The 24,830-nt window shown below is 33.5% G+C and carries 22 protein-coding genes and 1 pseudogene; 20 read left to right on the top strand and 3 right to left on the bottom strand.

Features of this window, described 5'->3' with window-relative positions; genetic code table 11:
• Positions 1 to 253: 253 nt before the first annotated feature.
• Together EJK17_RS05070 and EJK17_RS05075 are read left to right on the top strand one after the other, a co-directional pair.
• Complete coding sequence (locus EJK17_RS05070; protein WP_103661366.1) at positions 254 to 994, top strand: C40 family peptidase; 741 nt, start codon at positions 254 to 256, stop codon at positions 992 to 994.
• Between the two features lie 232 nt (positions 995 to 1,226).
• Entirely contained in the window at positions 1,227 to 2,105 is an 879-nt protein-coding gene (locus EJK17_RS05075; RefSeq protein ID WP_103661367.1) for a C40 family peptidase, read from the top strand.
• Between the two features lie 118 nt (positions 2,106 to 2,223).
• On the opposite strand, the gene EJK17_RS05080 is transcribed toward EJK17_RS05075, so the two are convergent.
• A complete protein-coding gene (locus EJK17_RS05080; RefSeq protein WP_210403765.1) occupies positions 2,224 to 3,258 on the bottom strand; it encodes a CAP domain-containing protein in 1,035 nt (344 codons plus the stop codon).
• 8 nt (positions 3,259 to 3,266) lie between these two features.
• A complete protein-coding gene (gene hflX, locus EJK17_RS05085) occupies positions 3,267 to 4,550 on the bottom strand; it encodes a GTPase HflX (RefSeq protein ID WP_103661368.1) in 1,284 nt (427 codons plus the stop codon).
• Positions 4,551 to 4,751: 201 nt separating this feature from the next.
• Between hflX and EJK17_RS05090 the strand changes: the two genes are divergently transcribed.
• From EJK17_RS05090 to EJK17_RS05160, 15 genes are all read left to right on the top strand, one after another.
• The gene (locus EJK17_RS05090; RefSeq protein ID WP_103661369.1) at positions 4,752 to 5,801 is read left to right on the top strand and encodes an LCP family protein; all 1,050 of its coding nucleotides are present in this window, start codon (positions 4,752 to 4,754) and stop codon (positions 5,799 to 5,801) included.
• 11 nt (positions 5,802 to 5,812) lie between these two features.
• The gene (locus EJK17_RS05095) at positions 5,813 to 6,685 is read left to right on the top strand and encodes a YveK family protein (protein WP_103661370.1); all 873 of its coding nucleotides are present in this window, start codon (positions 5,813 to 5,815) and stop codon (positions 6,683 to 6,685) included.
• A 14-nt stretch (positions 6,686 to 6,699) separates the two neighbouring features.
• Positions 6,700 to 7,491 carry a CpsD/CapB family tyrosine-protein kinase gene (locus tag EJK17_RS05100; protein ID WP_127796254.1) on the top strand — a complete coding sequence of 264 codons (792 nt, stop codon included), beginning with the start codon at positions 6,700 to 6,702 and terminating at the stop codon, positions 7,489 to 7,491.
• On the top strand, positions 7,491 to 8,261 hold the full coding sequence (locus tag EJK17_RS05105) for a tyrosine-protein phosphatase (RefSeq protein ID WP_103661372.1): 771 nt from the start codon (positions 7,491 to 7,493) through the stop codon (positions 8,259 to 8,261). Before EJK17_RS05100 ends, EJK17_RS05105 begins: the two co-directional genes overlap by 1 nt.
• A gap of 52 nt (positions 8,262 to 8,313) precedes the next feature.
• Positions 8,314 to 8,964, top strand: a complete 651-nt coding sequence (locus tag EJK17_RS05110) for a sugar transferase (RefSeq protein WP_103661373.1) — start codon at positions 8,314 to 8,316, stop codon at positions 8,962 to 8,964.
• A 32-nt stretch (positions 8,965 to 8,996) separates the two neighbouring features.
• Entirely contained in the window at positions 8,997 to 9,773 is a 777-nt protein-coding gene (locus EJK17_RS05115; protein WP_127796258.1) for a DUF4422 domain-containing protein, read from the top strand.
• A gap of 3 nt (positions 9,774 to 9,776) precedes the next feature.
• Complete coding sequence (locus EJK17_RS05120; protein ID WP_103661374.1) at positions 9,777 to 10,775, top strand: glycosyltransferase family 2 protein; 999 nt, start codon at positions 9,777 to 9,779, stop codon at positions 10,773 to 10,775.
• A 12-nt stretch (positions 10,776 to 10,787) separates the two neighbouring features.
• Complete coding sequence (locus EJK17_RS05125) at positions 10,788 to 11,999, top strand: glycosyltransferase (protein ID WP_103661375.1); 1,212 nt, start codon at positions 10,788 to 10,790, stop codon at positions 11,997 to 11,999.
• On the top strand, positions 11,996 to 12,997 hold the full coding sequence (locus EJK17_RS05130; protein WP_103661376.1) for a hypothetical protein: 1,002 nt from the start codon (positions 11,996 to 11,998) through the stop codon (positions 12,995 to 12,997). The genes EJK17_RS05125 and EJK17_RS05130 overlap by 4 nt, the downstream gene beginning before the upstream one ends.
• Before the next feature lie 21 nt (positions 12,998 to 13,018).
• Positions 13,019 to 13,927, top strand: coding sequence for a glycosyltransferase family 2 protein (locus EJK17_RS05135; protein WP_103661377.1), 909 nt, complete (start codon positions 13,019 to 13,021; stop codon positions 13,925 to 13,927).
• 554 nt (positions 13,928 to 14,481) lie between these two features.
• Positions 14,482 to 15,273: an O-antigen ligase family protein gene (locus tag EJK17_RS05140; RefSeq protein ID WP_127796255.1), complete on the top strand. Its 792-nt coding sequence runs from the start codon at positions 14,482 to 14,484 to the stop codon at positions 15,271 to 15,273.
• Between the two features lie 9 nt (positions 15,274 to 15,282).
• Positions 15,283 to 16,392, top strand: a complete 1,110-nt coding sequence (gene glf, locus EJK17_RS05145) for a UDP-galactopyranose mutase (protein WP_103661389.1) — start codon at positions 15,283 to 15,285, stop codon at positions 16,390 to 16,392.
• Positions 16,393 to 16,397: 5 nt separating this feature from the next.
• Complete coding sequence (locus tag EJK17_RS05150; protein WP_103661379.1) at positions 16,398 to 17,825, top strand: flippase; 1,428 nt, start codon at positions 16,398 to 16,400, stop codon at positions 17,823 to 17,825.
• A gap of 10 nt (positions 17,826 to 17,835) precedes the next feature.
• A complete protein-coding gene (locus tag EJK17_RS05155) occupies positions 17,836 to 18,858 on the top strand; it encodes an acyltransferase family protein (protein ID WP_103661380.1) in 1,023 nt (340 codons plus the stop codon).
• Positions 18,851 to 19,060: a winged helix-turn-helix domain-containing protein gene (locus tag EJK17_RS05160; RefSeq protein WP_103661381.1), complete on the top strand. Its 210-nt coding sequence runs from the start codon at positions 18,851 to 18,853 to the stop codon at positions 19,058 to 19,060. Before EJK17_RS05155 ends, EJK17_RS05160 begins: the two co-directional genes overlap by 8 nt.
• 157 nt (positions 19,061 to 19,217) lie before the next feature.
• Here EJK17_RS05160 and EJK17_RS05165 read toward each other — a convergent pair.
• Positions 19,218 to 20,402 (bottom strand): annotated as a pseudogene (locus EJK17_RS05165) (IS256 family transposase).
• A 335-nt stretch (positions 20,403 to 20,737) separates the two neighbouring features.
• Here EJK17_RS05165 and EJK17_RS05175 point away from each other — a divergent pair.
• The 3 genes from EJK17_RS05175 to EJK17_RS05185 are packed head-to-tail and all read left to right on the top strand — an operon-like array spanning position 20,738 to position 24,701.
• Complete coding sequence (locus EJK17_RS05175; protein WP_103661382.1) at positions 20,738 to 22,477, top strand: phosphotransferase; 1,740 nt, start codon at positions 20,738 to 20,740, stop codon at positions 22,475 to 22,477.
• On the top strand, positions 22,470 to 23,183 hold the full coding sequence (locus EJK17_RS05180; RefSeq protein WP_103661383.1) for a sugar phosphate nucleotidyltransferase: 714 nt from the start codon (positions 22,470 to 22,472) through the stop codon (positions 23,181 to 23,183). The genes EJK17_RS05175 and EJK17_RS05180 overlap by 8 nt, the downstream gene beginning before the upstream one ends.
• Before the next feature lie 3 nt (positions 23,184 to 23,186).
• A complete protein-coding gene (locus EJK17_RS05185) occupies positions 23,187 to 24,701 on the top strand; it encodes a BCCT family transporter (protein ID WP_103661384.1) in 1,515 nt (504 codons plus the stop codon).
• The last annotated feature ends 129 nt before the right edge of the window (positions 24,702 to 24,830 follow it).

Consider the following 24,830-nt stretch of genomic DNA (forward strand, 5'->3'; position numbering starts at 1 on the left):
CTAAATAACAACTAAATAACAATTGAATAAAACTCTTAATTAAATCCCAAATAAGAAAAAGCTCTAAAACAACCGTTTTAGGGCTTTTTTACATGCAGGCAACGAAATTGTAACAAAAATGTAACATTGACGGAGTATTATAGAAAACGTAAACATTTATAAGTTTTTATTAAGCATAACAGCAAGAATGAATGTAGCTAGTTAAATATTTTCGCTACCAAATAAAAAAGACATACTTTCGGGAGAACACATTTTGAAGATTAAGAGTAATTTTGTAAAAGCAACCGCTGCGGCGGCTTTGACCATTGTCGGTGTTTCCGCAGTTAATGCAGCAACTAGTGGTACGACTAACCATGTCCAAGCTGCAACCATGCAAGTGAAGATCAACTACGTTCCTCACTACGGCATTAACATCTGGGACAACTACAATGGTGGTCACTTCACTGGTAATCGTGCTCAACACGGTACTACTTGGAACGTTATCCAAACTGCCGTTGATAAGAAGGGCCAAACTTGGTATGAAATTGGTGAAGGCCAATGGATTATGGCTAAGTACACGGTTAAGGCTAACTCTCCTAAGGCTGCTAAGGTCAAGAAGGCTAAGACTAACAAGAAGTCAGTGCAAGCAACTGGCGATGCCGCAGGGATTATTGCTTTAGCCAAGGCTGAAGCAGGTAAAAATTATGTTTGGGGTGCTGAAGGTCCAGACAGCTTTGACTGCTCAGGCTTAGTTCAATATGTTTTCTCACAAGCTGCCGGTGTTAACTTACCTCGAACTACTTATGCACAAGTTAAATCAGGAACTTCAGTGTCAATGGATAATCTTCAACCAGGTGACTTATTGTTCTGGGGTTCTGCAACTGCTCCATATCACGTAGGTATTTACCTTGGCAATAACAAATACATTCATGCAGCTACTCCTAAACAAGGTGTAGTAGTTCAAACTTTAAGTTCATACTTCTACCCATCAGTTGCTAAACGTGTGCTTAATTAATTAACAATTAACAGAAATATCTAAGAAAAATAACTGAGAAGAAAGTTCTTGGTTATTTTTTTGCCGTTTAGAATTAAGCTATCAAAGAGCATTTTGCTAAACAGTATGAATTATATTTGAAAAATTCAAGATTTGTAATACAACTGTAATGATTTTTCCGCTAGAATAGATTCTGTATAGGAGGCGCTAACGTTGTTAGTCGCTGTTTTCGCTACCAAAAGGGGAAAGACATATGAACTATAAATTTTTTAAACTAGGAGCAGCGGCGGCCATCACTGTTACTGGGATGAGTACTATTTCTAATGCCAAGCTTGTTGCTGCTTCCACCTCTAAAACGGCTATTAAACGTGTAAAAATTAACTATTTGCCAGGCAAAGGTATTAAAATTTGGACTAGCTACGAAAAAGGGCGGTTCATGGGTTTTCGTGCTAAAGCCGGTACAGAATGGAATGTTGTGAAAACTGCCCTTGATAAGAGTGGCAAGCTCTGGTACATGGTAGGCGATAATGAATGGATTCAAGCTCGCTATACTATTGATGTTGGAACTGAAAATGCTGGTAAAACTGCAAATGTAGATACTAAGAGTAAAAAGTCGAAGCTTGCAACTTTAACAAGTAAGGCTAAGCTTAAAGCAGTAAAGCTTACGTCTAGTCAAAAGAAAAAAACAGCTACCGCTGCTAAAAAAGAGAAAATTATTAAAGCGAAGCAAATTGTTGCTCAGACTTTGAATAAGGCAGCTAAGAAAAATACTGCCCAAAAAGCCAAAACAATTGCTAATGCCGCTAAAAAAGAAGTAGGCAAGTCTTATGTTTGGGGTGCTGAAGGGCCAAACAGTTTTGATTGTTCGGGTTTAGTGCAATATGTTTATCAAAAAGCTGGTGTAACTTTGCCGCGAACTACTTATGATCAAGTCAAGATGGGACAGAGTGTGTCAATGAGCAGCTTACAACCAGGAGATTTGCTATTTTGGGGGTCAACTACGGCTCCATACCATGTAGCTGTATATATTGGCAATAATCAGTATGTCAATGCAGCAACACCAGATCAAGGAGTAATTTTACAACAGTTAAGCTCATATTATTATCCAACAGTAGCTAAGAGAGTGATCTAGTGATTCTGGAATAGCGGATGTAAAAATCTGAGAAAAATATTTTTCTCAGATTTTTTTGCTAGCCAATTTTATTCTTATTAGCAACTTAAATATGCCTTAAAAGGTTAACACTGTAGCATTATTTACTTATCTGTTTCTTGGTCAAAACACTCTTTTCGCGGAATAATCTAAAAGAATAAGAATACCAATTACCAATTTTTACTTGATATTTGTGAGTATTGATGAGTTTAGTCTTACCTGGAGTGAAGGATAAGCTAGTTGCATACCCATCACTGTAAAAGCAAGTTAAGGAATTTTGCACATCTTGAGCGCGGTACCTTTTATTTGTAGTTAAATCAGTGATATAAATTTTTGGCACAGTCGTAAATTGGGAGTAGGCAAAATATGCAGACCAACGGGTTTTATTTGTAAGTAATTCATAAGGAAAGACCGTTTTACTTGGAAAAGTAACGATTTTCTTTGCTGGTTGGCGCAAAATATCATCAGCAAAAACGCCGTTTTCCACAGAGTATAAGATATTGTTATCTTTACCATATGCTGCTCCAATCCCCATATGTGTGGCTTTAGCTGATAAAAGCAAAGCTCGGTGTCCCGTATTGGTTGGACCTGCCAAATTATTAGTATCTTGCAATAAATCAGTCACAATCTGACCAGCAGTAGCCGAAAAATTTGTATCTAAAAAGTTGATATTTCCTAAAGTCGCACTTTCGGCAGTATACCAATCAGTTTTTGAAATATAGATTGGGCGCCTGTATCCTAATAGTCCATGTGCCTTTAAGTTAATAGCTGCGTTGACTGCTGCTAGGCTCGCTGCGCCAAGCTGAGCATCGAAATTATCTTTTGCAAAATTATTTTCAGTAGGTAAGCCACAAAGTTGGCGGTAATAGTTAATGAAGGCCATACTAGTTGAAATATAATGTACCTCTAGCAATCCAGGATGAAATGGTCTACTGAAATTAGGTGGAGTCTGATACAGGTTGTCTTTGCTATAAACGATCAGGCTTAGTTTGTGGTACTGTTTTTGAAAAGATCGCACCTGTGTAGCTTCGCTTTTAGAATACTTTGCGGCACAAACAGGTTGGGTACTTAATCGCATTATGAAAGTAAGCACACTAATAGCAGTTAGCAAGAATAATTTTTGGTTTAATTTCATGATAGTCCTTATCTAATATAGTTTTTAAACTTTGCCTGATCAGCAGGTGCAATATTAGCAGTTAGGTAAATACAGTCATCGTGGTAATCTTTTTTGGTTATGTGGGCATGCTCATATAAATAAGCTAATAAATCTCCCGCATCAAGTGGTAATTTCAAGTTAAAGGATTTGTAACTGGCAAATACGCGTTTAGTAATTAAATCTGCTAAGACTTTGATTGATTGGGAATCGGTAGCAGAATACAGGATATCATTCCCTTCAATTTCTGGGTATTGGCGCTCAGTTTTGTCAGCTTTATTATAAGCTGTGATCATTGGAATGTCTTTAACACCTATTTCCTTTAGAACATTTTGAGTAGTTCGAATCATTTGAATCATATTTGGATCGGCTGCGTCTACTACGTTAATAAGAAGATCAGCATCTTTAGCTTCTTGTAAGGTTGCTTTAAAGGATTCAACCAGATTGTGAGGTAATTTAGAAATAAAACCGACGGTATCAGAAAGAATAAAGCTGAAATTATTTTTCATCTCAATTCGACGTACACTTGTATCAAGTGTGGCAAAGAGCATATTTTTGACAAAAACTTGCTTTTCGTCACTTTGCTTGTTAAATACTTGCAATAACCCATTCATCGTGGTGGATTTACCTGCATTGGTATAGCCAACTAAAGCAACTTTGGGTAGGCGGCTTTGATTACGGCGACTAGCTTTGATTTCTTCTTGGCTGGCGACAGCTTTCAGTTCTTTCTTAATGGCAGAGATTTGTTTGCCGATGGTTCGCCGGTTCAATTCTAGTTTGGATTCACCAGCTCCACGATTAGCAAATCCTCCACCGGTAGAACCACCATTGCCTCGCTGCTGGTCTAAGGTGTTTTCGGAAGGGTGCAGACGAGGTAATTCATATTGCAATCGTGCTAACTCAACTTGCAATTTAGCTTTCTTAGTACGTGCTCGATTAGAAAAAATTTCTAGAATTAATTCTGTTCGATCAATGATGCGCAATTTTGTTAATTTTTCTAAATTGCGAATTTGTACAGGTGTTAACTCATCATTAAGAACTAAAACTTTGGCTTTTAAGCCGTGAGCCATTGCTTTAATTTCGTTAATTTTTCCGAGTCCGAAGTAAGTGCCGACAACAATATTTTCAGCATTTTGGCGAGCCTGGCCGACAACTTCCATGTTGTTTGCTTCAGTTAAGTTTACTAGTTCTGCCATATAATAGTCAAAGTTAGGATCTTTTAAGTTGACTCCAGCAATAAATGCTTTAGTTTTGGGTATTTGGTTATTAATCATAATCCACCTGCTTTCACTTAGTATGTATTATTAATTGTATTACATCTACAATTTAAAAAGCATTTTTTACGATAAAATGTAAAAAAGTAAGGAGTATTTAAGATCTGAAAGGGCTTTTTCATCGGCTTACTTCTGTAAAACTAAGCTATATTGTTATATAATAGATCGGACTGAGTAAATTAATTTTTTTGGGGGGATCGTATGGTAGAAGAAAATAATCAAAATAAAGTCCAGCACCATCGACGTCACCATCATAAACATCATCACCGAAATAAATTTTGGCGGATCTTTTGGATTGTGATTGCAGTTATAGTCGTTGCTGGAATTTTTGTTTGCGGCATGATTTATAAAAATCTCCGCGATACTACCGACAACATGTATACCCCGGTTGCTAAGCAAACAAAGAGTAACCGTGGTCGTAATTTAGATAATTTATTGAACGAAAAAAAGCCAATTAACATTTTATTATTAGGGGTAGATACAGGCGCAATGGGCCGTCGCTGGAAAGGGAGAACTGACACAATGATGATGTTGGCAATTAATCCTAAGGATAATACCACGACCATTGTGTCGGTTCCACGTGATTCAGCTGTAATTTTCCCAGATTTTAAATCATATGGTGTAACTAAGATCAATTCGGCGTACACTCTTGGCGGCGTCAGTGAGACTATTAAGACGCTTGATAAGTATTATAGTGTTCCAATTGATGGCTACATTATGATCAACATGGGTGGTCTTGAGAAGGCAATTAATCAAGTTGGAGGAATTGATGTAACTTCGCCATTAACCTTTGATAACATGGGGCATCACTTCGTTGCAGGCAGGACCTATCACTTAGATGGACGAGGTGCTTTAGCATTTGCTCAACTTCGTCATGGAGATCCTCGGCAAGATTATGGCCGTCAAGATCGTGATCGGCGTGTAGTAATGGCTCTTCTTAAGAAGTCTGTTTCACCAGCCACCCTTCTTAATTCGAAGTTCTTAACTTCGATTTCTAACGAAATGCAAACTGACTTGACTATGAATCAAATGTACAAGATTGGAATGGATTATCGTAGAGCTACTAATCAAGTTAGTCCTGATCATGCACAGGGTGTAAGTAAGATGACCAACAACGTTAAGTTTGGCAATATGGAAATTGAAGTAATTAGTAGGCGAGAGCGTCAACGTGTATCTGATAAGTTAAGACAAGCCCTTGAAGTGCCCAAGACTACTGTGATCAAAGACGATTCTGGCTACAATATGAATTAGGAAGAGTATTAATGGAAAAACAAGAAAATAATACGAATACGATCGATTTAATACAACTTTTGAGAATCTGCCGCAAACATATTTGGGCATTGATTATTTGGAGTGTTGGGTTAGCAGCTGTAGGGTTTGCTGTTTCAAATTTTATTATGCCAGCTAAGTACACTTCGTCTGCTCAATTATTAGTTAACCAAAAGGCAAACAAGAATGACCCTAATGCGGCTTATACAACGCAGCAAGCTAATATGCAATTAGTTACCACATATAAGGATATTGTAACTAGCCATGTCATTTTGAAGGAAGCTTCTGATCGATTAGCTAATCCAGTTGTAGTAGTTAAAAAAGCGCAGCCAGCCAAATATCGCTACACTAATGACGGCCGTAGAAGATTAGTGAGAGCTGCTCAGCCTGCTATTGTTGAAAGAAGTGGTAGATCATATATTGTATCTCCAGGCCAATTGGCTAAGCAGGTTTCTGTTTCAACCCAGCAACAATCACAGGTATTCTCAATTAGTGCAACAACTAATACGCCTGACAAGGCAATGGTTGAAGCTAACGCAGTTGCTAGAGTATTTAGAGATAGAATTCCAAGCATTATGAATGTTAACAATGTGACGATTGTAGCTCCTGCTACAACTGGTGTACAATCATCGCCTAACGTTAAATTATTTACTTTAGCAGGATTTATTCTTGGTTTAGTATTATCATTTGCTGTAATTTTGATTCGGGAAATGGCAGATACTACTGTTCGGGACGATGAATTTTTGGAAAAAGAGATTGGCTTAATCAATTTAGGGCAAATTGTTCACTTCCACGTAGCTTCATCATTCAAAATTGCTAAAAATAAAGATAAGGAAAAGCCTGCCCGCAAGAGACGTAGGGTTTAGGAGAGGAGAAGCACATGGCATTATTTAGAAAAAAGCGTGGTACTACTGAAACCATGAAAAAAGGTGCTAAATTGATCACTGTGGCTGATCCTCAAAGCCCTGTTTCGGAGCAATTTAGAACTGTCAGAACTAACATTAATTTTATGGCTGTTGACCATGATATTAAGACACTCGCATTTACTTCTGCCAATGTTAGTGAAGGTAAGTCAACTGTTACTGCAAATGTTGCGATTACCTATGCGCAATCTGGTGTTAAGACTTTGCTGATTGATGGCGATCTTCGTCGACCAACTTTGCATAGTACTTTCAATGTTCGCAACAATCGTGGGCTTACTACTGTGCTAACTTCTGAATCTAAGGAAATCAACTTGGAAGATATTATTGAAGAAAGTGGAATTGAAAATCTTTCCATTCTTACTTCTGGACCAATTCCGCCAAACCCAGCTGAATTAATTGGCTCACATCGCATGAGAACTTTCATTGATTTAGTTAAAACACATTACGACTTGGTAATCATCGACTTGGCTCCTGTTCTTGAAGTTTCTGATACACAAGAGTTAGCTAGTCATCTTGATGGGGTTGTACTTGTAGTTCGTCAAGCTAAAACCCAAAAGCCAGCTATTAAACGTGCTGTTGATATGCTCAAGTTTGCTAAAGTACGTATTTTAGGATATGTAATGAATGATATATCTTCTGAAAATGCTGGTTATGGCTATGGTTATGGCTATGGTTATGGCTATGGCTATGGTTATGGCTACGGTGAGACAAGTAATAAGAAAAGTTTACTTTCGAGGTTTAAGAAGTAATGACTTTAGTTGATATTCACTGTCATATTTTGCCGGGAATTGATGATGGTTCAAAAGACTGGCAAACATCGATAAAATTGGCGCAAGATGCTGTAGCAGATGGAATAACTCATGCTGTAGTCACACCGCATACTTTGAATGGTCGCTACCTTAACCATAAAGACGATGTTATTTATCTCACTGAGAATTTCCAAGAAATGCTTGATGATGCCAATATTCCATTAACCATTTTTCCAGGACAAGAAGTACGGATTTCGGGTGATTTACCTAAGGCATTAGATGAAGATGACATTCTCTTTTTAGATGAAGATGGACAATATATGTTGTTGGAATTTCCGAGTGATGATGTTCCGGCTTATGCTAAGGAGATGATCTTTAGTATTATGCGTCGAGGGATTACGCCAATTATTGTTCATCCAGAACGAAATAGTCGGATATTAAAGGAGCCAACTATCTTGCAGGGCTTGATTGAGCAGGGATGCTTAGTACAAATTACCGCCAGTTCATATGTTGGCAGTTTTGGTAAAGAAATAGAGGAAATGAGCAGAAGATTTATTGAAGCAGGACAATGTGCTTGCTTTGCATCGGATGCACATGATTTGCCAAAGCGTCAATATGAATATAGTGAAGCATTACAAAAATTGAGCAATGAATTTGGGAGTGTCAAGGCTCAAGAATTTCGTGATAATGCGCAGGCAATTGTTAATGGTGACAATGTACAACTTGATTGGCGGCCATTAAAGAAAAAGAAGAAGTTTTGGTTGTTTTAGGAGTAAAATAATACAACCGATATATGGGAAAAACTTATGATGGAGTAGTAGAATGATTGATAAAGAATTAAATGAGAATATTAATACTCATTGTGTATATTCTTTTTTTAAAAGAATTACAGATGTAGTTATTAGTTCTATTGCGCTAATAGTATTGTCTCCACTTATTCTAATTTTATCAATTATAATATTTTTTCAAGATGGGCATAATCCTTTTTATAAGCAAGTAAGAATTGGAAAAGATGGCCAACCTTTTGGGATGTTTAAGTTTAGGTCAATGGTTTATCAAGCAGATAAAATTTTGCAAAGTAATCCTAAATTATATAAAAAATATGTAGATAATGGCTTTAAATTGCCTGAAGGTGAAGATCCTAGAATTACTAAAATTGGAGCTTTTATTAGAAAAACGTCGTTAGATGAGATACCTCAATTTTTAAATATCATATTGGGGGAAATGACCTTAGTAGGACCACGTCCTATTATAAAAAAAGAAATGGTTGAATATGGTAATAGAATTAATGAGTTCTTATCAGTGAAACCAGGCGCATTAGGTTTGTGGCAAGCAAGTGGCCGCGCTAATATTGGTTATCCAGAACGTTGTGATATTGAATTGCGCTATATTGAACATGCTTCTTTTTGGTATGACACCAAGATTTTCTTTGCATGTTGCATAAGTATTTTAAAGAAAGACGGAGCTTTTTAAGAATTTCCTATTTGGAAGGTTAAGTGATTAAGATAAAAACTGTAATAATGATTGCTGCGCATAAAAGATTTCCAATGCCTAAATCTGAGGGGTATTTACCAGTACTAGTTGGAGCAATTAAAAATTATAAGCCCGGAATAGAATATCAAAGAGATGACGAGGGTGAAAACATCTCATCTAAAAATCCAAATTACAATGAACTTACTGCTGTTTATTGGGCTTGGAAAAATTTAAAAGATGTTGGTGCGATTGGATTAGTTCATTATCGTCGTCTCTTTTTTGATTCTAAACCGTATAAGTTAAATAATGTCATTAGCATTGATAAAGTTGAAAAATTACTATCAAAGTATGATGTAATTCTTCCTAAGAAACGGAATTATTACATTGAAAGTAACTATTCACATTATATACACGCTCATTATCAAGAGCCACTAGATAAAACGCGTGACGTAATTAAAGCTGACTATCCCCAATACTTAGTTAAATATGATCAAGTAATGAAAAGACGAAAAGCTCATATGTTTAATATGTTTATTATGAAGCGGGATGTTTTTGAGTCGTATTGCAGTTTCATGTTTGGAGTACTAGGTAAATTAGAACAGCAAGTTGATCTAACAGGGTATTCAGTTCAAGAGCAGAGAGTCTATGGTTATATTTCAGAACTCTTGATGGATGTTTGGCTTGAAACTAATGCCTTTAAGTACACTGAACTTAAGTGGGGGCAATTAGGCGGTAAGAATAATGTTAAGAAAGCTATTTCTCTTGTTAAAAGAAAAATAGGGATTAAGACGAAGACGCATTTTAAATAAACTATGAAAAAAAATAGTACAGAACCAGTAATTTCCATTATTATTCCGATATACAATGTAGAAAAATACTTGAAAAGATGCTTAGATTCAGTAGAAAAACAAATTTATACTAATCTTGAAATTATTTTGATCAACGATGGCTCTACCGATGATTCTCTTGTAATCGCAGAAGAATATGCTAAAAAAGATAGTAGAATCAAAATCTTCTCGGAAACAAATCATGGTTTGTCGGCAGCCAGAAATCTGGGATTAAAACATGTTACAGGCGAATATATAACTTTTATAGATTCTGATGATTATGTTTCAAATGATTATGTTTCATATTTGTATAGTTTGTTAGAAAAGAGCAATTTTACTGCGTCTATGTCAATTTGTTCTTTGATGAATGTTTATGAAGATAGCGGAAAAGAAATAAATACTGGAAACAATAAAGAATATACTTTGCCTGGTAAAGAATGTATCAAAATGATGTGTTATCACGATTTGGTTGATACGTGTGCTTATGCTAAATTAGGCTCAAAAGAGTTATATAACGATTTTGAATTTCCTGAAGGAAAAGTGTTTGAGGATATTGGGACTACTTATCAATTATTTGAAAAAGCGAATAAGGTTGAGTGTGGTTTTAAACCTAAATATTTTTATAATATCAGAAGTAATTCTATTACTACCCAAAAATTTACTACCCAAAAGTTAGACTTATTGGAAATGACCGATAAAATGGCAGATGATGTAGTTCAAAAATATCCAGATCTTAAAAAAGCAGTATTGCGTAGACGTATTTATGCTAGATTCAGTACTTTAAATCAAACATTTACAAGTAAAGGTACAGTTAAGATTAAAGAGATAAGAAATGAATTAATTAAATTTATTCAAAAGAATCATAAAGAACTTTTTTTTGATAAGAATGTACCTAAAAGGGATAAGGTTGCATATTTAAGTTTATGTATGGGGTTCAACTTTTATAAAAGTAGTTGGAACTTGTATAGCAAAATTGTAAAATAGAGGGATTTTATAATGAAGATTGCTTTAGTATTGGACGGCTTACAAGTTGGAGGAGTAGAACGAGTATGTTTAGACTACTGTAAATTATTATTAGATTTAGACTATCAAGTAACCATCTTCAATTTAAGACCCAATTTTAACGCGTTAGAAAAAGAAGTCCCTGAAGGTGTAAAAATAGTTCACATTCCATTCTCTATTTGGTTTACACCAGAAAGATATACTAAATTGGTAAAATGGAATTTTATGTATAAACTAATTTATATTTTTGCGTATATTATTTTTTCATGCATAGATATAGTTTATAAAGCGTATTGCAAATTACGATATAAAGAATGTCGTGAAAATTTTGATTTTGCAGTTTCTTTTTCTAGTCATTTTAATGATCTAACGTTTGTTGCAGATCATTTTATAAAAGCTAAAAACACAGTTTCTTGGTCACATGGAGCTATATATAGCTATCTATTAATGTCAGATGGATTTATTAATCTTTATAATAAGATAAAGAATATTGTGGTTTTAGTTGATGATGCTCAAGAAGAAGTACTTTCTTATAATCAGAATTTACACTTAAATATTTATAAATTATATAATCCATCTTTTGTTAAAAGTCGTCCAGTGGATAATGGTAAGGTTGAAAAGTTAAAAAGAAAATATGGAAAATTTATACTGATGGTTTCCCGATTTAAATATCCACATAAAGATCAACCAACCGTAATCAAAGCATTTAATGATTTGATTACTAATTATAAGTTAGATACTAATTTAGTCTTTATTGGTGATGGACCAGATAAAGAAAAGTCTGAAAAAATAGCTGATAATTTGAGTCCTGATATTAGAAAAAGGATTCATTTTTTAGGCACAAAATTAGATGTACAAAACTATTATTCTGCAGCATATATATTAGTTCATGCTAGTGTTGCCGGAGAAGGTCTACCTACCATAATGATAGAGGCGATGAACTATCGAATTCCAGAAGTAGTTACGGATTCGAAAACTGGTCCAAGAGAAATTTTAGGTGATAATCAATATGGCCTTTTGTGCAAAGTTCAAGATCCAAAAGACATGAGTGAGAAATTATTTGAGTTGTTCTCTGACAAAAAACTGTATGAACATTATCAATGTATTGAAGGAGAAAGAGTAAAAGATTTTTCACCTAAAGCTATTGAAGAAAAATTAGATTATATTCTTAAAGACATAAATAAACATGGAGATCAAGCTAAATGAGAATAATTAGTTGTGCCAGTTATTATGGTAGTGGGTCAAGTGCAATAACGGATCTTTTATCAGAGTACAACAATATCTATTCTTTTACTGATGAAGAATTTAGATTTGTTCAAGATCCAGATGGTATTTCAGATTTAGAATACAACTTAGTTCAAAATTTTAATAGGCACAATTCGGGACGGGCTATTAAGCGATATAAGAAACTAGTAGATTTCTATTCAGGTAATATTTTTTCGCATAAATATGAAAAATATTTTCATGGTAAGTGGAAAAAAATGTCATATCAATATATCTCTGATTTAGTCGATTTTTCATATAAAGGCTCGTGGATGTATGACTATCTTGATAGAGGGGTTACATTTTATTATTTAACGCATTTACCTACCAAGCTTCTTCATGCAACTATTTGGAGAAAACAGCCAGAGCGATTTTTAAATTTACTATCAAATGAAATCACGTATTGTTCTCATCCTACAGAAAATAAATTTTTATCTCTAACTAGAAAATATATAGACGAGTTGTTTGGGTCTGCATCTAAAGGCTATTCTAATGTTGTAATTGACCAGATCGTACCATCAACAAATCTATCTAGATATCTACGATATTTTAATGATATTGATGTAATTATTGTAGATAGAGATCCAAGAGATATTTATTGTCTTGAAAAATATGTTTGGAAAGACGGTATGATACCTACGGATGTTGAAACTTTTTGTAAATGGTTTAAGTATACTCGGTATCAAAGAGAGAATGAAGTTAAGCAAAATAAACATGTTTATTTTGTGCAATTTGAGGATTTGATCTTTCATTATGAAGATACTGTAAAGCAAGTTGAGAAATCATTGTCTTTAAATTCTGAGGATCATAATGAAGTGAGAAAATATTTTAATCCTAAAGAATCTATAAAAAATACGCAAACATGGAAAAAGTTCAATTGTGATGCTACTGAAATAAAGTATATCGAACAAGAATTAGCAGATTATCTATATCATTTTTAAGCTGTAAAGAAAGGTGTAAAGATGCATAAAAAGATTGATGTTGTAATAGTTACCTATAATAGATTGGAGCTATTAAAAAAGTGCGTAAAGGCAATTTTAATGCAAACATATCCTGTGGAAAATATTTTTGTTATAGATAATAATAGCAGCGACAACACTTTACTATTTTTAAATAAAAAAGCTAAAGAAAATACTAAAATCGTTCCAGTTCATTTGACTCAAAATATTGGTGGTGCAGGTGGATTTTATACCGGTTTAAAGTGTTTTATTGAAAAAAGTAAATCAGATTTTGTTTGGATTATGGATGATGATACTATACCAACAGTTAATGCGCTAGAAAAATTGATATCAAAAACTTCTATAATTCAAAATTTTGGCTTTTTAAGTAGTAATGTAAAATGGCAAGATGGATCTCCTGCCGTAATGAATATTCCTGAACCAAATTTAAAGTGGAATGAATTAGCCGATAAAGGATTAATAAGAGTTAATTATGCTTCATTTGTAGCTATTTTATTTTCACGAAAAGTCATTTTAGAGCAAGGTTTACCAATAAAGGACTTTTTTATATGGGGTGATGATGTTGAATATACGAAACGAATAACGAATTCCGAAAAAAAAGGTTATATGGTAATTGATTCACTGGTTGAACATAAAATCAAACAAAATATTGCAACTGATATCATTGCAGAACAAGATGTTAATAGGATAAAAAGATATTATTACGCCAGGAGAAATACTATTTATACTATGAAGCATAGATATAATAAAAAAGAGTATTTTAAATGGTTAGTAACCAGCCTTATATTTGAGCCATTTAAAATATTGAAATTTTCAAAAGACAAAAAGCTTTTACGTTTAAAAGTTTCTCTTAAAGGAACTTTTGCTGGATTTTTCTTTAATCCTTCAATTTATGAATTTAGAAATAAATAAGTTTTAATGTAAATAGTAAAATAAAAAATATACATTAAGGTGCATTTTTTACTTTTTGATGTTGGATGAATCAAGATAATTTTATTATTAAAATGGTATAAGCAAATATGAAAGAAAAAAAATGGGAAGAAAAGATATATTTTGTTCTAATCTACGTAATAGCTATGGCTATAGTTGTAAATAATAGGGCTATTTGGTTGGCTAATCTCAGTATGACTAAAATTAGTATGTATGATTACCTAATTTTAGTTATTTGTTCAATTATATTTATAGTCTTATCTTTTATAAAACACAAAACTATAAATTTAAAAAGTACTTTACTTTTTAATTGGTTACTTATAATATATCTACTTACATACCTCATAATAACAAGAATAAATTTATCCTTAGGTATTCAATTAATAGTACTTATATCATTGTTTATTTGGATACTAGATTTTGATAACTCTAGAAGAATCCCATATATTCTTATTGCATATAAGAATATAATGATAATTATAGCAAGCGTTTCCTTATTGCTATGGCTATTTGGATCGATATTTGGAGTAATACATATGAATACTGTTTTTCCTTCTGCTTGGGGGACTACATATGGCAATTATATTTTAGTACCAAGTTTTCATAATATATATTTTGAAACTCAAAGAGTAGTCTTTCCATTTATAGGGGAAATAATACGCAATTCTGCTATTTTTACTGAAGCTCCAATGGCATCATTAAATTTCTCTATTGCCTTATTAGTAGAAATTTTAGATAGACATAGTGGTCGAATTAATAAGATTGTATTAGTTTTGGCCATATTAAGTACTTTTTCAACTACAGGATATATTTTCATAGTAATTTTGTTTATCCTGATCTTCTTCAAAAAAGATGCAGGTATAAATGTATATAAGCTAATTATCTCAATACCTGTATTAGTATTATTTATTTTAGTACTAGTCTATTTATTGAAACAAAAGTCAACTTATGGAGTTGAGTCAACAGCACTTAGAGTTGATGATTTTAGAGCAGGAATTTTAACTTGGTTACAGCATCCTATTTTAGGTAGCGGATTATCAAATACTACTTTTTTGGTAAAAAATATGGGAATGTGGAGGACAAATACTGGCTTTAGTAACTCTATTACTGAAATTTTGGCAGAAGGTGGAGTTTATTTAAGTTATTTATATTTTTACGCCTTTTTCAAAGGATTAAGTAATAGTATAAAAAATAAAAATAAAGAGTATAGCATTTTTGTTATTATGACATTTTATTTGTTTGTAACTACAATATTTACGTATCAATACATACTATTATTTCTTTTAGTATGGTTTAGAAGCAGTAGATTTTCTGTAGAGGAATATTAAATGTGTAAAATGAATTATTTAATAGTAGGCTCAGGCCTGTTCGGAACAGTATTTGCTCATGAAGCAGCTAAGGCAGGAAGCAAAGTAACAGTTATTGAAAAACGTGATCATATTGCGGGTAACATCTACACTAAAGAAGTAGATGGAATTCAAGTTCATGAATATGGTGCCCACATTTTCCATACTTCTAATAAAAAAGTTTGGGATTATGTGCAACAATTCGCTGAATTCAACCGATATACCAACAGTCCAGTAGCTAATTACAAGGGACAAATGTATAACTTACCTTTCAATATGAATACTTTCAATGAAATGTGGGGCGTAAGAACTCCGCAAGAAGCAGTGGCTAAGATCAATGAACAACGTCAAGAGATGGCTGGTAAAGAGCCCAAGAATTTGGAAGAACAAGCTATTTCTTTGATTGGTAGAGATATCTATGAAAAGTTGATTAAAGGCTATACTGAGAAGCAATGGGGCAGACCATGTACTGAACTGCCAGCTTTCATCATTAAGCGACTTCCAGTTCGATTAATTTATGATAATAACTATTTCAATGATGATTACCAAGGCATTCCAATTGGTGGTTATACCAAGATGGTAGAAAAGATGTTGGATCATCCTAACATTACTGTGAAGTTAAATACTGATTTCTTTGATAAGAAAGACGAGTATCTGAAGAACTACGATAAGGTAGTTTACACAGGAATGATTGATAAGTTCTTCGATTATAAATTAGGCGAACTGGAATATCGTTCACTTCGGTTTGAAACTGAAGAAAAGAAGGTTGGTAATTACCAAGGAAATGCGGTGATCAATTATACTGATGCAGAAACTCCATATACGCGGGTAATTGAACACAAGCATTTTGAATTTGGCAAAGGTGATAAGGATAAGACGATAATTACCCGAGAATATCCAGCTGATTGGCACCGCGGGGATGAACCTTATTACCCAGTAAATAATGATCGTAATAATCAACTTTATGCGAAATATGCAGAATTAGCTAAGAAGCAAGATAAGTTGATTTTTGGCGGTCGGCTTGGTCAATACAAGTACTACAATATGGATCAAGTTATTGAAGCAGCATTAGATGCTGTAAATACTGAATTTGGTGATTGAACTTTATGAGGGTTATTCGAAATTATCTTTATAACGTAGGCTATCAAGTTTTAGCAATAATTGTTCCATTGATTACCTCAGCATATGTTAGTCGTGTTTTACGACCAGAAGGTGTTGGAGCAAATGCCTTTACTAATTCAATTATTCAATATTTTATTTTGATTGCTAGTATGGGGATTGGCTATTATGGTAATCGCCAGATAGCTTATGTGCGAGAAAATCGTCAAAAGATGGCGAAAACCTTTTGGGAAATTCAAATAGTGAAAACAATCATGACCTTAATTGCATTTATTGCATTTGAGATTTTTATGATGTTTTATACACGTCAACCAGAATATATGTGGGCTCAGTCAATTAACTTAGTGGCTGTTGCTTTTGATATCTCTTGGTTTTATGAAGGAATAGAAGACTTTAAAGTTATAGTTTTAAAGAATTCCTTTGTAAAGATAGTTTCAATGATTGCTATTTTTCTTTTAATTAAGAATCCAAATGATGTAACTTTATATATTATTGTTCTTGCAGTTTCGACCTTATTAGGTAATTTGACATTATGGCCTAATATAAGAAAAGATTTGCCAAGAGTTCGTGCTAAAGCGCTTAATCCTTGGCCTCACTTTTGGCCAATGATTGAATTGTTTATTCCACAAATAGCTACTCAAATCTACGTACAATTGAATAAAACAATGCTTGGCGGAATGGTTAGTGAAACTGCATCAGGTTATTATCAATATTCTGATAACTTAGTCAAATTAATTTTAGCTTTAGTGACTGCTACAGGAACAGTGATGTTGCCACACGTTGCTAACGCGGTTAGTCAAGGATCGATGACGCGAGTTAACCAGATGCTCTATAAGTCATTTGATTTTGTCTCAGCTTTAGCATATCCAATGATGTTTGGGATTGCAGCTGTATCATTAACACTGGCTCCTAAGTATTATGGCCCAGGCTATGAGCCCGTTGGTCCGGCAATGATGATTGAATCAATTGTTATACTGATGATTGCTTGGAGTAATGCAATTGGTGTTCAATATTTGTTACCACTTAATCGAGTTAAACAATTTACAGCTTCAGTAACTACGGGGGCAATTGTAAATGTCATCTTGAATATCCCATTAATTCATTTCTGGGGATTAGATGGGGCGATGTGGTCTACTGTAATATCTGAATGTTCAGTAACCTTGTATCAATTGATTGTTGTAAGACATTTATTGAGCTTTAAAGCGTTGTTCCATGGATCTTGGAAATATTTCATTTCAGGATTAATAATGTTTTTTGTTGTCTTTTGGATGAATAGCAACATGAAAGATTCTTGGTTGATGATGGGAGTAGAAGTCATAGTTGGAGTTCTTGTTTATGCCGTGCTTGTGCTCTTATTAAGAGCTCCTATTGTTTTTGAAGCAAGAAATTTGATTATTGAAAAAATAAAGAAATAAAAAGGTGTATATGAAAAAGAGAGCTTCAAATTTTGAATTATTAAGAATTATTAGTATGTTTTTAATTGTTTTAGGTCATGTTACCTGGCAAACAAAATTTAATTATAATGATATGTCACTTTTTCATAAGCTATCTATTCAAGGATTGTGGATGGGTGGTGAGTTAGGAGTATGGTGTTTTACTCTCATTTCCGCATATTTTTTAAGTGGATCAAGTTTTAAATTTAATTCCTTAAAGAAAGTTTGGGGATTAACTCTGTTTTATTCTATAACAATTTCTTTGATACTCTTTAAGTTCAGACTTGCACCATTAAGGATTTCTAGTTTATTATTGTCTTTCTTTCCTGTAATTACTGGAAATTATTGGTATGTTTCTGCATATATCGGAATTTATATTTTAGTTCCTTACTTAAATATATTGATAAATAAATTGAATAAGCATGATTATCAAAAATTCCTCTTGATATTATTTGGTATATTTTCTTTGTTACAATATTTAAAGAATATTACTGTAATTACCAATAATAATTCTATTGTTGATTTGATCTATATTTATTTTGTTGGTGGATACATTAGAAAGTATTCAAAAGATTTTACAAGTACAAGGCGAAAGCTATACTTTGTATCTTTTTTAGGAGCAGTAATTGTGATGCTAATATCTATTACTGTACTTGATATTTTAAAACCTGATAAATGGGCAATGTTTTTAACTACGACAAGTCCATTTCAAGTTATAGCAGGTATTTCCTTATTTTTGATTTTTAAAAACATGGTTGTTAAATATAGTCCAATGATTAATAGTGTTGCAGCTTCAACGTTTGCAGTATATTTAATACATTGTCAGGCAGTATTCTTACCAATATTATGGGACAAATTAGTTCAAGCACAACGATTTGAAAATGTTTCGTATACTATTTTCATAGAGATATTAATAGCAATAATCATCTATATATCTGCGACTATGATTGATTATGTGAGACGGAGCATCTTTTTATTAGTGAATAAGTACTTTGTAACTAAAAAATATGATTAAAAGTATTAATCAAATAAGTCAGAGAAGCATTGCGCAGATTAGCAATTACTCATTAGGAAAAGTAAATCAATTAGTTAACCAATTAAAAAGGGAAGAATATATAACTTCTGATAGTGGTTTAACTTCAAAAGGCAAAAAGTACGTCAATTCTCATCATCCCCAACAAGCAACCATACTTGCTGCTGGATATGGTCTTCGATAGGAATGATATATTTTTATTGATTGATAGAAAATCGCAAAATTTATTTCAATCAAAGTATACTTTAAACTTTTTTCAAATATATATGGTTGATCCTAGAAACTGTCAAATCTTTTGTGTAAATAGATCTTTCTCGTAAATTGATTTTTTAATTAATCATTTATTCAAAATAGGATTCTAGAGTGTCTTGTACTTGACCAAAGCCTTTATGAATTCGCTTGAAATATCGATCATTATAGCTCATTGCTTGTATTCCAATAAAAGTATCTAATGACTGTTCATTTGGAAACTCTGCTTTAGGTTTGGCTTTGCGCTTAACAACATTATTAAAGGATTCAATCATGTTAGTTGAATAGATTGAACTTCTGATCTGTTTCGGATAGTTATAGAAAACTAGCAGATCCGCTTCAATGTCTTTTACATTCTGAATTACATGCTTGTAAGCTTTCTGCCACTTACTATAAAAGCTATGTAAGACTGTTATACGTTATACCTTCTTGCTTGTAAGACTGTTGATGGACTTGCTTAAAATCGTTCATAATTGCCTCACGGTCTGCTACACGTACTTTAGCGCAGATATTACGCATTACGTGAATCAAACAGCGCTGGAAGTGAGCTTTAGGATAAGTTTGCATTAGTGCAGTTTTCATACCCACAACACCATCTAATAAAAATAATTCAACTTGTTTAAGACCTCTGCTTTTCATGCTTTTAAGCAGCTCTGTCCAGACTTCAATATTTTCGCTAGGAGCTATGCAATAATCGATCACTTCTTTGTGACCGTTGGGCTTGATACCAATGGCGATATATACTGCTTCTCGTTCATAAGTTTCTCGACGCAACGGTATATACGTTGCATCAAGATAAACACAAAAGAACTTATCGCTCAGCTTACGCTTGTGATAAGCCTCAACTTTAGGAATCATTTGCTTAGAGATATTAGACACTTGAGCTGGACTGTAATGACTACCATACATTTTCTCGATTAAATCAGCTAATTCTCTAGTGGTTACACCCTTAGAATAAAGTTTTATAACCATATCTTCTAAGAGATCAGTATGTTGTTTATAGTCTGGCAGAGTGTGTTGATGAAACATACCATTGCGATCTCGTGGCACTTGTACCTCAATTGATCCAAACTGGGTATCAATTTTACGGAAATACGCACATTTCTAGAATTACCAGTATTCCAGCCGTTTCCGGCATAAGGATCATAGCCTAAAAAGGCAGTCAGTTCAGATTCTAACAAGTCATTAACAGCTTGTTGGATTTCATGACGAAGCAAATCATTAATTTTATCTTGATTGAATAGAGCTTGAGATATATTTTTGGTAAAATCATTCATGAAGGAGTTCTTCTTTCTGTATGTGTTTTTTTGTTCAAACCAATCATACGAGAAAGGAACTCCTTTTTCTAATGTTTTAAGAAATTAATTTAAGGAATTATTCATCCTTACACAAACTATTTTACGGTCTCAAGATCACTTTTAATATACTCATTCATTACCTTTTTATACCTTTTAAAAAAACTAAAAACTACATCGCAATTATATCATAATAATTTTGTTGATAGATTTATTAATAATGATAGCAAATTATTAAGTCTAATAATTATCTTGTATTTAGGCTGAATGTCATATTATAATGTTCATATAATTGAAAAAGTAAGCAGAAGTGAACAATGGATATAGATAAACTCTCAGTTTTAAAATTAATTCCAAAAAATCAAATAAGTCAGAGAAGCATTGCGCAGATTAGCAATTACTCATTAGGAAAAGTAAATCAATTAGTTAACCAATTAAAAAGGGAAGAATATATAACTTCTGATAGTGGTTTAACTTCAAAAGGCAAAAAGTACGTCAATTCTCATCATCCCCAACAAGCAACCATACTTGCTGCTGGATATGGTCTTCGAATGGTGCCGATTAATACAGAAGAACCAAAAGGTCTATTAGAAGTCCATGGTGAACCGTTAATTGAGCGCATTATTAAACAGCTCCATGAAGTAGGTATTACTGATATCAAAATAGTAGTAGGCTTTATGAAAGAACACTACGAATATTTGATTGATGAATACAATGTTGACCTAATTGTTAATCCATACTATGCAGCGCGAAATAATGTCTATTCATTATACTTAGCTAAAGATAGGTTGACTAACGGTTACATTATTCCATGTGATATTTGGTTTAAGAATAATCCTTTTTCAACATTAGAAGATCCATCATGGTATCTCTTCAGTGATAAGTTAACAGTTCATTCTCAATGGAGTATCTCTAAAAACTTCAAAGTTAGATACACTAAAGAACCTGGAAACAGAATGATCGGTATTGCTTACTTGAATAAAGCAGATGCTAAAGTTTTATCTAATCGTCTGACAGAAATGGTTCAAAATAAACATTTCGATTCTTTCTGGGAAGATGCCTTAGCTAATAAAAAACAATTTTTGATTAATGGTCGAGTTATTCCAAATACCGAGCATGCCGAAATTAATTCTTATGAAGAATTAATGGAGCTGGATTCACATTCTGATCACTTAAAGACAGAGACGATTCAAATTATTGAAAATACACTTAAGGTTGATAAAGCTAAGATTCATGATATTAAGACTCTGAAAAAGGGGATGACTAATCGGTCCTTTAGCTTTATGTGTCAAGGTAAACGATATATCATGCGAATTCCTGGTGAAGGTACCGAAAAGTTTATTGATCGTAGAGAAGAGTATGACGTTTATCAACAAATCAAGAATGAACCATACACAGAAACAGTTCTTTATTTAAATCCTGGTAATGGGTATAAATTGTCTGAGTTCTTAGAAGGGACTCGTAATAGTAATCCTCAAGATTGGCAAGATGTTACTGACAGCATGGTTTTATTACGAAAATTTCATCAAGAACAATATCAGGTAAAAAGAAGCTTTGACATTTGGAAGCAGATAGAATTTTACGAAAAACTTCGTGATGCTCCATCTGCTTATCGTGATTTTGCTTTGACTAAAGATAGTGTTTTGAAGTTAAAGCCCTTTATTAAGGAAAATATTCGTCAATGGTGTCTATGTCATATTGATGCTAATGCAGATAATTTCTTAGTTAATAAGGAAAGAAAAATATTTCTGATTGATTGGGAATATGCCGGGATGCAAGATTCAGATTTAGATATTGCCATGTACGCCATTTATGCTGGTTATGACAAGCATGATTTTGATAAACTAATTGATATTTATTATCAAGGAAAATACGATGAGGTTACGCGCTATAAGATTTATGCGTATGCAGCAGTTGGTGGATTACTCTGGAGCAATTGGTGTGAGTACAAGCAATCATTAGGACTAGATTTTGGTGAGTATTCAATTGCTCAATATCGATACGCCAAGGAATACAGTAAGTTAGTGAATAGATATTTGGAGAAGAAAAATGCCTAAGTTAGACAATGCAATTATCATGGCAGCAGGACTAGGAACGAGAATGAGACCCTTAACTAATGAAATTCCAAAACCTTTAGTTAAGGTCAAAGGAAAAAGAATGATCGAAACGATTATTCATGCTTTACACGAAAGTAGGATTGACGATATTACTGTAGTAACGGGGTATTTAGCAGAGAAGTTTGCCTTTTTATCAGAGAAATATCCTGGCTTGAAGCTAGTTAATAATCCTTATTATCAGCAATATAATAATCTTTCATCACTTTATGTGGCCAGACATGGACTCAAGAATACTGTAATTTTAGATGGAGATCAGTTGATTAATACCCCTCAAATACTATCTGCGGATTTTAAAAAGTCTGGTTATGCTGGATCATGGGTCAATCAATGGACCGATGAATGGATTATGCACTGTGATCAATCTGGTCATGTACTTTCTTGTGATCGGGATGGTGGTAAAGATGGTTACCGGCTCTATAGTGTCTCAAAGTGGACTGCTAAAGATAGTGCAAAATTAGGCCAATTGGTTGAGAGAGAATTTGAAGCTAAGAATTACGATATCTATTGGGATGATGTTCCTATGTTTAAATATTCCGATCAATTTAACTTGGTAGTACATCAAATTAATGTGAAAGATATTGTCGAAATTGATAGTTTAGATGAGTTAAAGCAAATTGATCCAGGCTATGAAAAAGTGGGAAAGTAGCCTATGTTCTCAAAAGCGAATTTAAAAAAGATTGACTGGCTATTAGTGGCAGTACCGATTATTGCAGTTGCAATCTTGAGTGGCTTTTTAATATATTCCCCTGAGCAGTCACAAAATATTCTAGGAAGTTGTCGAGGATTTTTAACTAGTAAGTTAACACCCTATTATTTGGGAATTGGCTTAATTTTCTTAGTCAGCACTTTGTTCCTAGGATTTACTAAATGGGGCAAAATAAAACTAGGAAGTAATGATGATAAGACGCAGTACAGCACATTAAAATGGGGTTTTATGATTTTTACTTCTACGATGTCAGCGGATATCATTTTCTATTCTCTATCAGAATGGATGATGTATGCGAAAGAGCCGCTGATTCAATCTTCTTTTGAACCATTAAACACTGCATTAACCTATTCCCTATTTCATTGGGGACCAATTGCTTGGTCCTTTTATATTATGCTTGCTGTTGTTTTTGGCTATATGATTTACGTGGCTAAGAATAATAAGCAGAAGTTTTCTGAAGCTTGTCGGCCATTACTTGGTAAGTTAACTGATGGTTGGATGGGCAAAGTAATTGATATCATTGCTATTTTTTCATTAATAGCTGCAACAGCTACGACCTTTTCAATGTCAATGCCACTATTAGCTGCAGCTGTAAAGACAATGACAGGTATTAGTGATACGAAAGTTTTAACAGTCAGCTTAATCATTTTAGTGGTTGCCATTTATTTGGCTGCCTCAGTGATCGGGATGAAAGCTATTTCTAGATTATCTGTAGTAGCTTTTAGCATGTTAGGATTACTATTACTCTTTGTTTTATTTGATAGTGGCAGTGCGGGTTTTATCATTGAATCTAGTGCTAAGTCGTTAGGAGATTTGGTAACTCATTTTATTCCTATGGCTGCAACTGTTGAAGATGTTCATTTTACACAGAACTGGACTGTTTATTATTGGGCCTACTGGATGATATGGTGTGTTGCAACTCCATTTTTTATTGGCAGTATTAGTAAGGGGAGAACTATTCGCACTGTCATTTTTGGCGGTTATTTCTGGGGCTTGCTTGGAACATTTTCGTCTTTCTTTATTCTGAGTAATTTTGGTATTTCTCGCCAAATTAGTGGTGCGCTTAATGCAGTGAAGCTGCTCAATTATGGTAGTAGTTATGCAGATGTAATTATTAAGTTGATAAAAACTTTGCCTGATTTTAAGATCGGTTTGATATTGCTAATTCTTGCAATGATTGGCCTATATTCAACTGTGTTTGATTCGATAACGATGGTGATTTCTAAATACTCATATAAGAGCCTGGCGTTATCTGAAGATCCAAGCAAATTAATGCGTAGCTTTTGGGCAATTGTTTTTGTTTTGTTACCAATGGCATTAATCCTAACGGATACGTCGTTTACCAATATTCAATCGGTTGCAATTATTACTGCATTTCCTACGGGTATTGTGATGTCGCTCATTGTTGTGAGTTTTTATTGTGAGATTTGGATGAGGAAAAACAAGTTTAAAATATAAATCTGAAAGTTGAAAGCACTAAAACGGGCCAGATTCCTTATGGGATCCGGCTTTGTTATGCCTAATTTAGTTTTTAGGCGGGCTCTTCTAACGCATTTTGAATACATTTGGGCAACATAGAAATAAAGT

It is taken from the genome of Lactobacillus xujianguonis (assembly GCF_004009905.1).
GTDB classification, from domain to species: domain Bacteria; phylum Bacillota; class Bacilli; order Lactobacillales; family Lactobacillaceae; genus Lactobacillus; species Lactobacillus xujianguonis.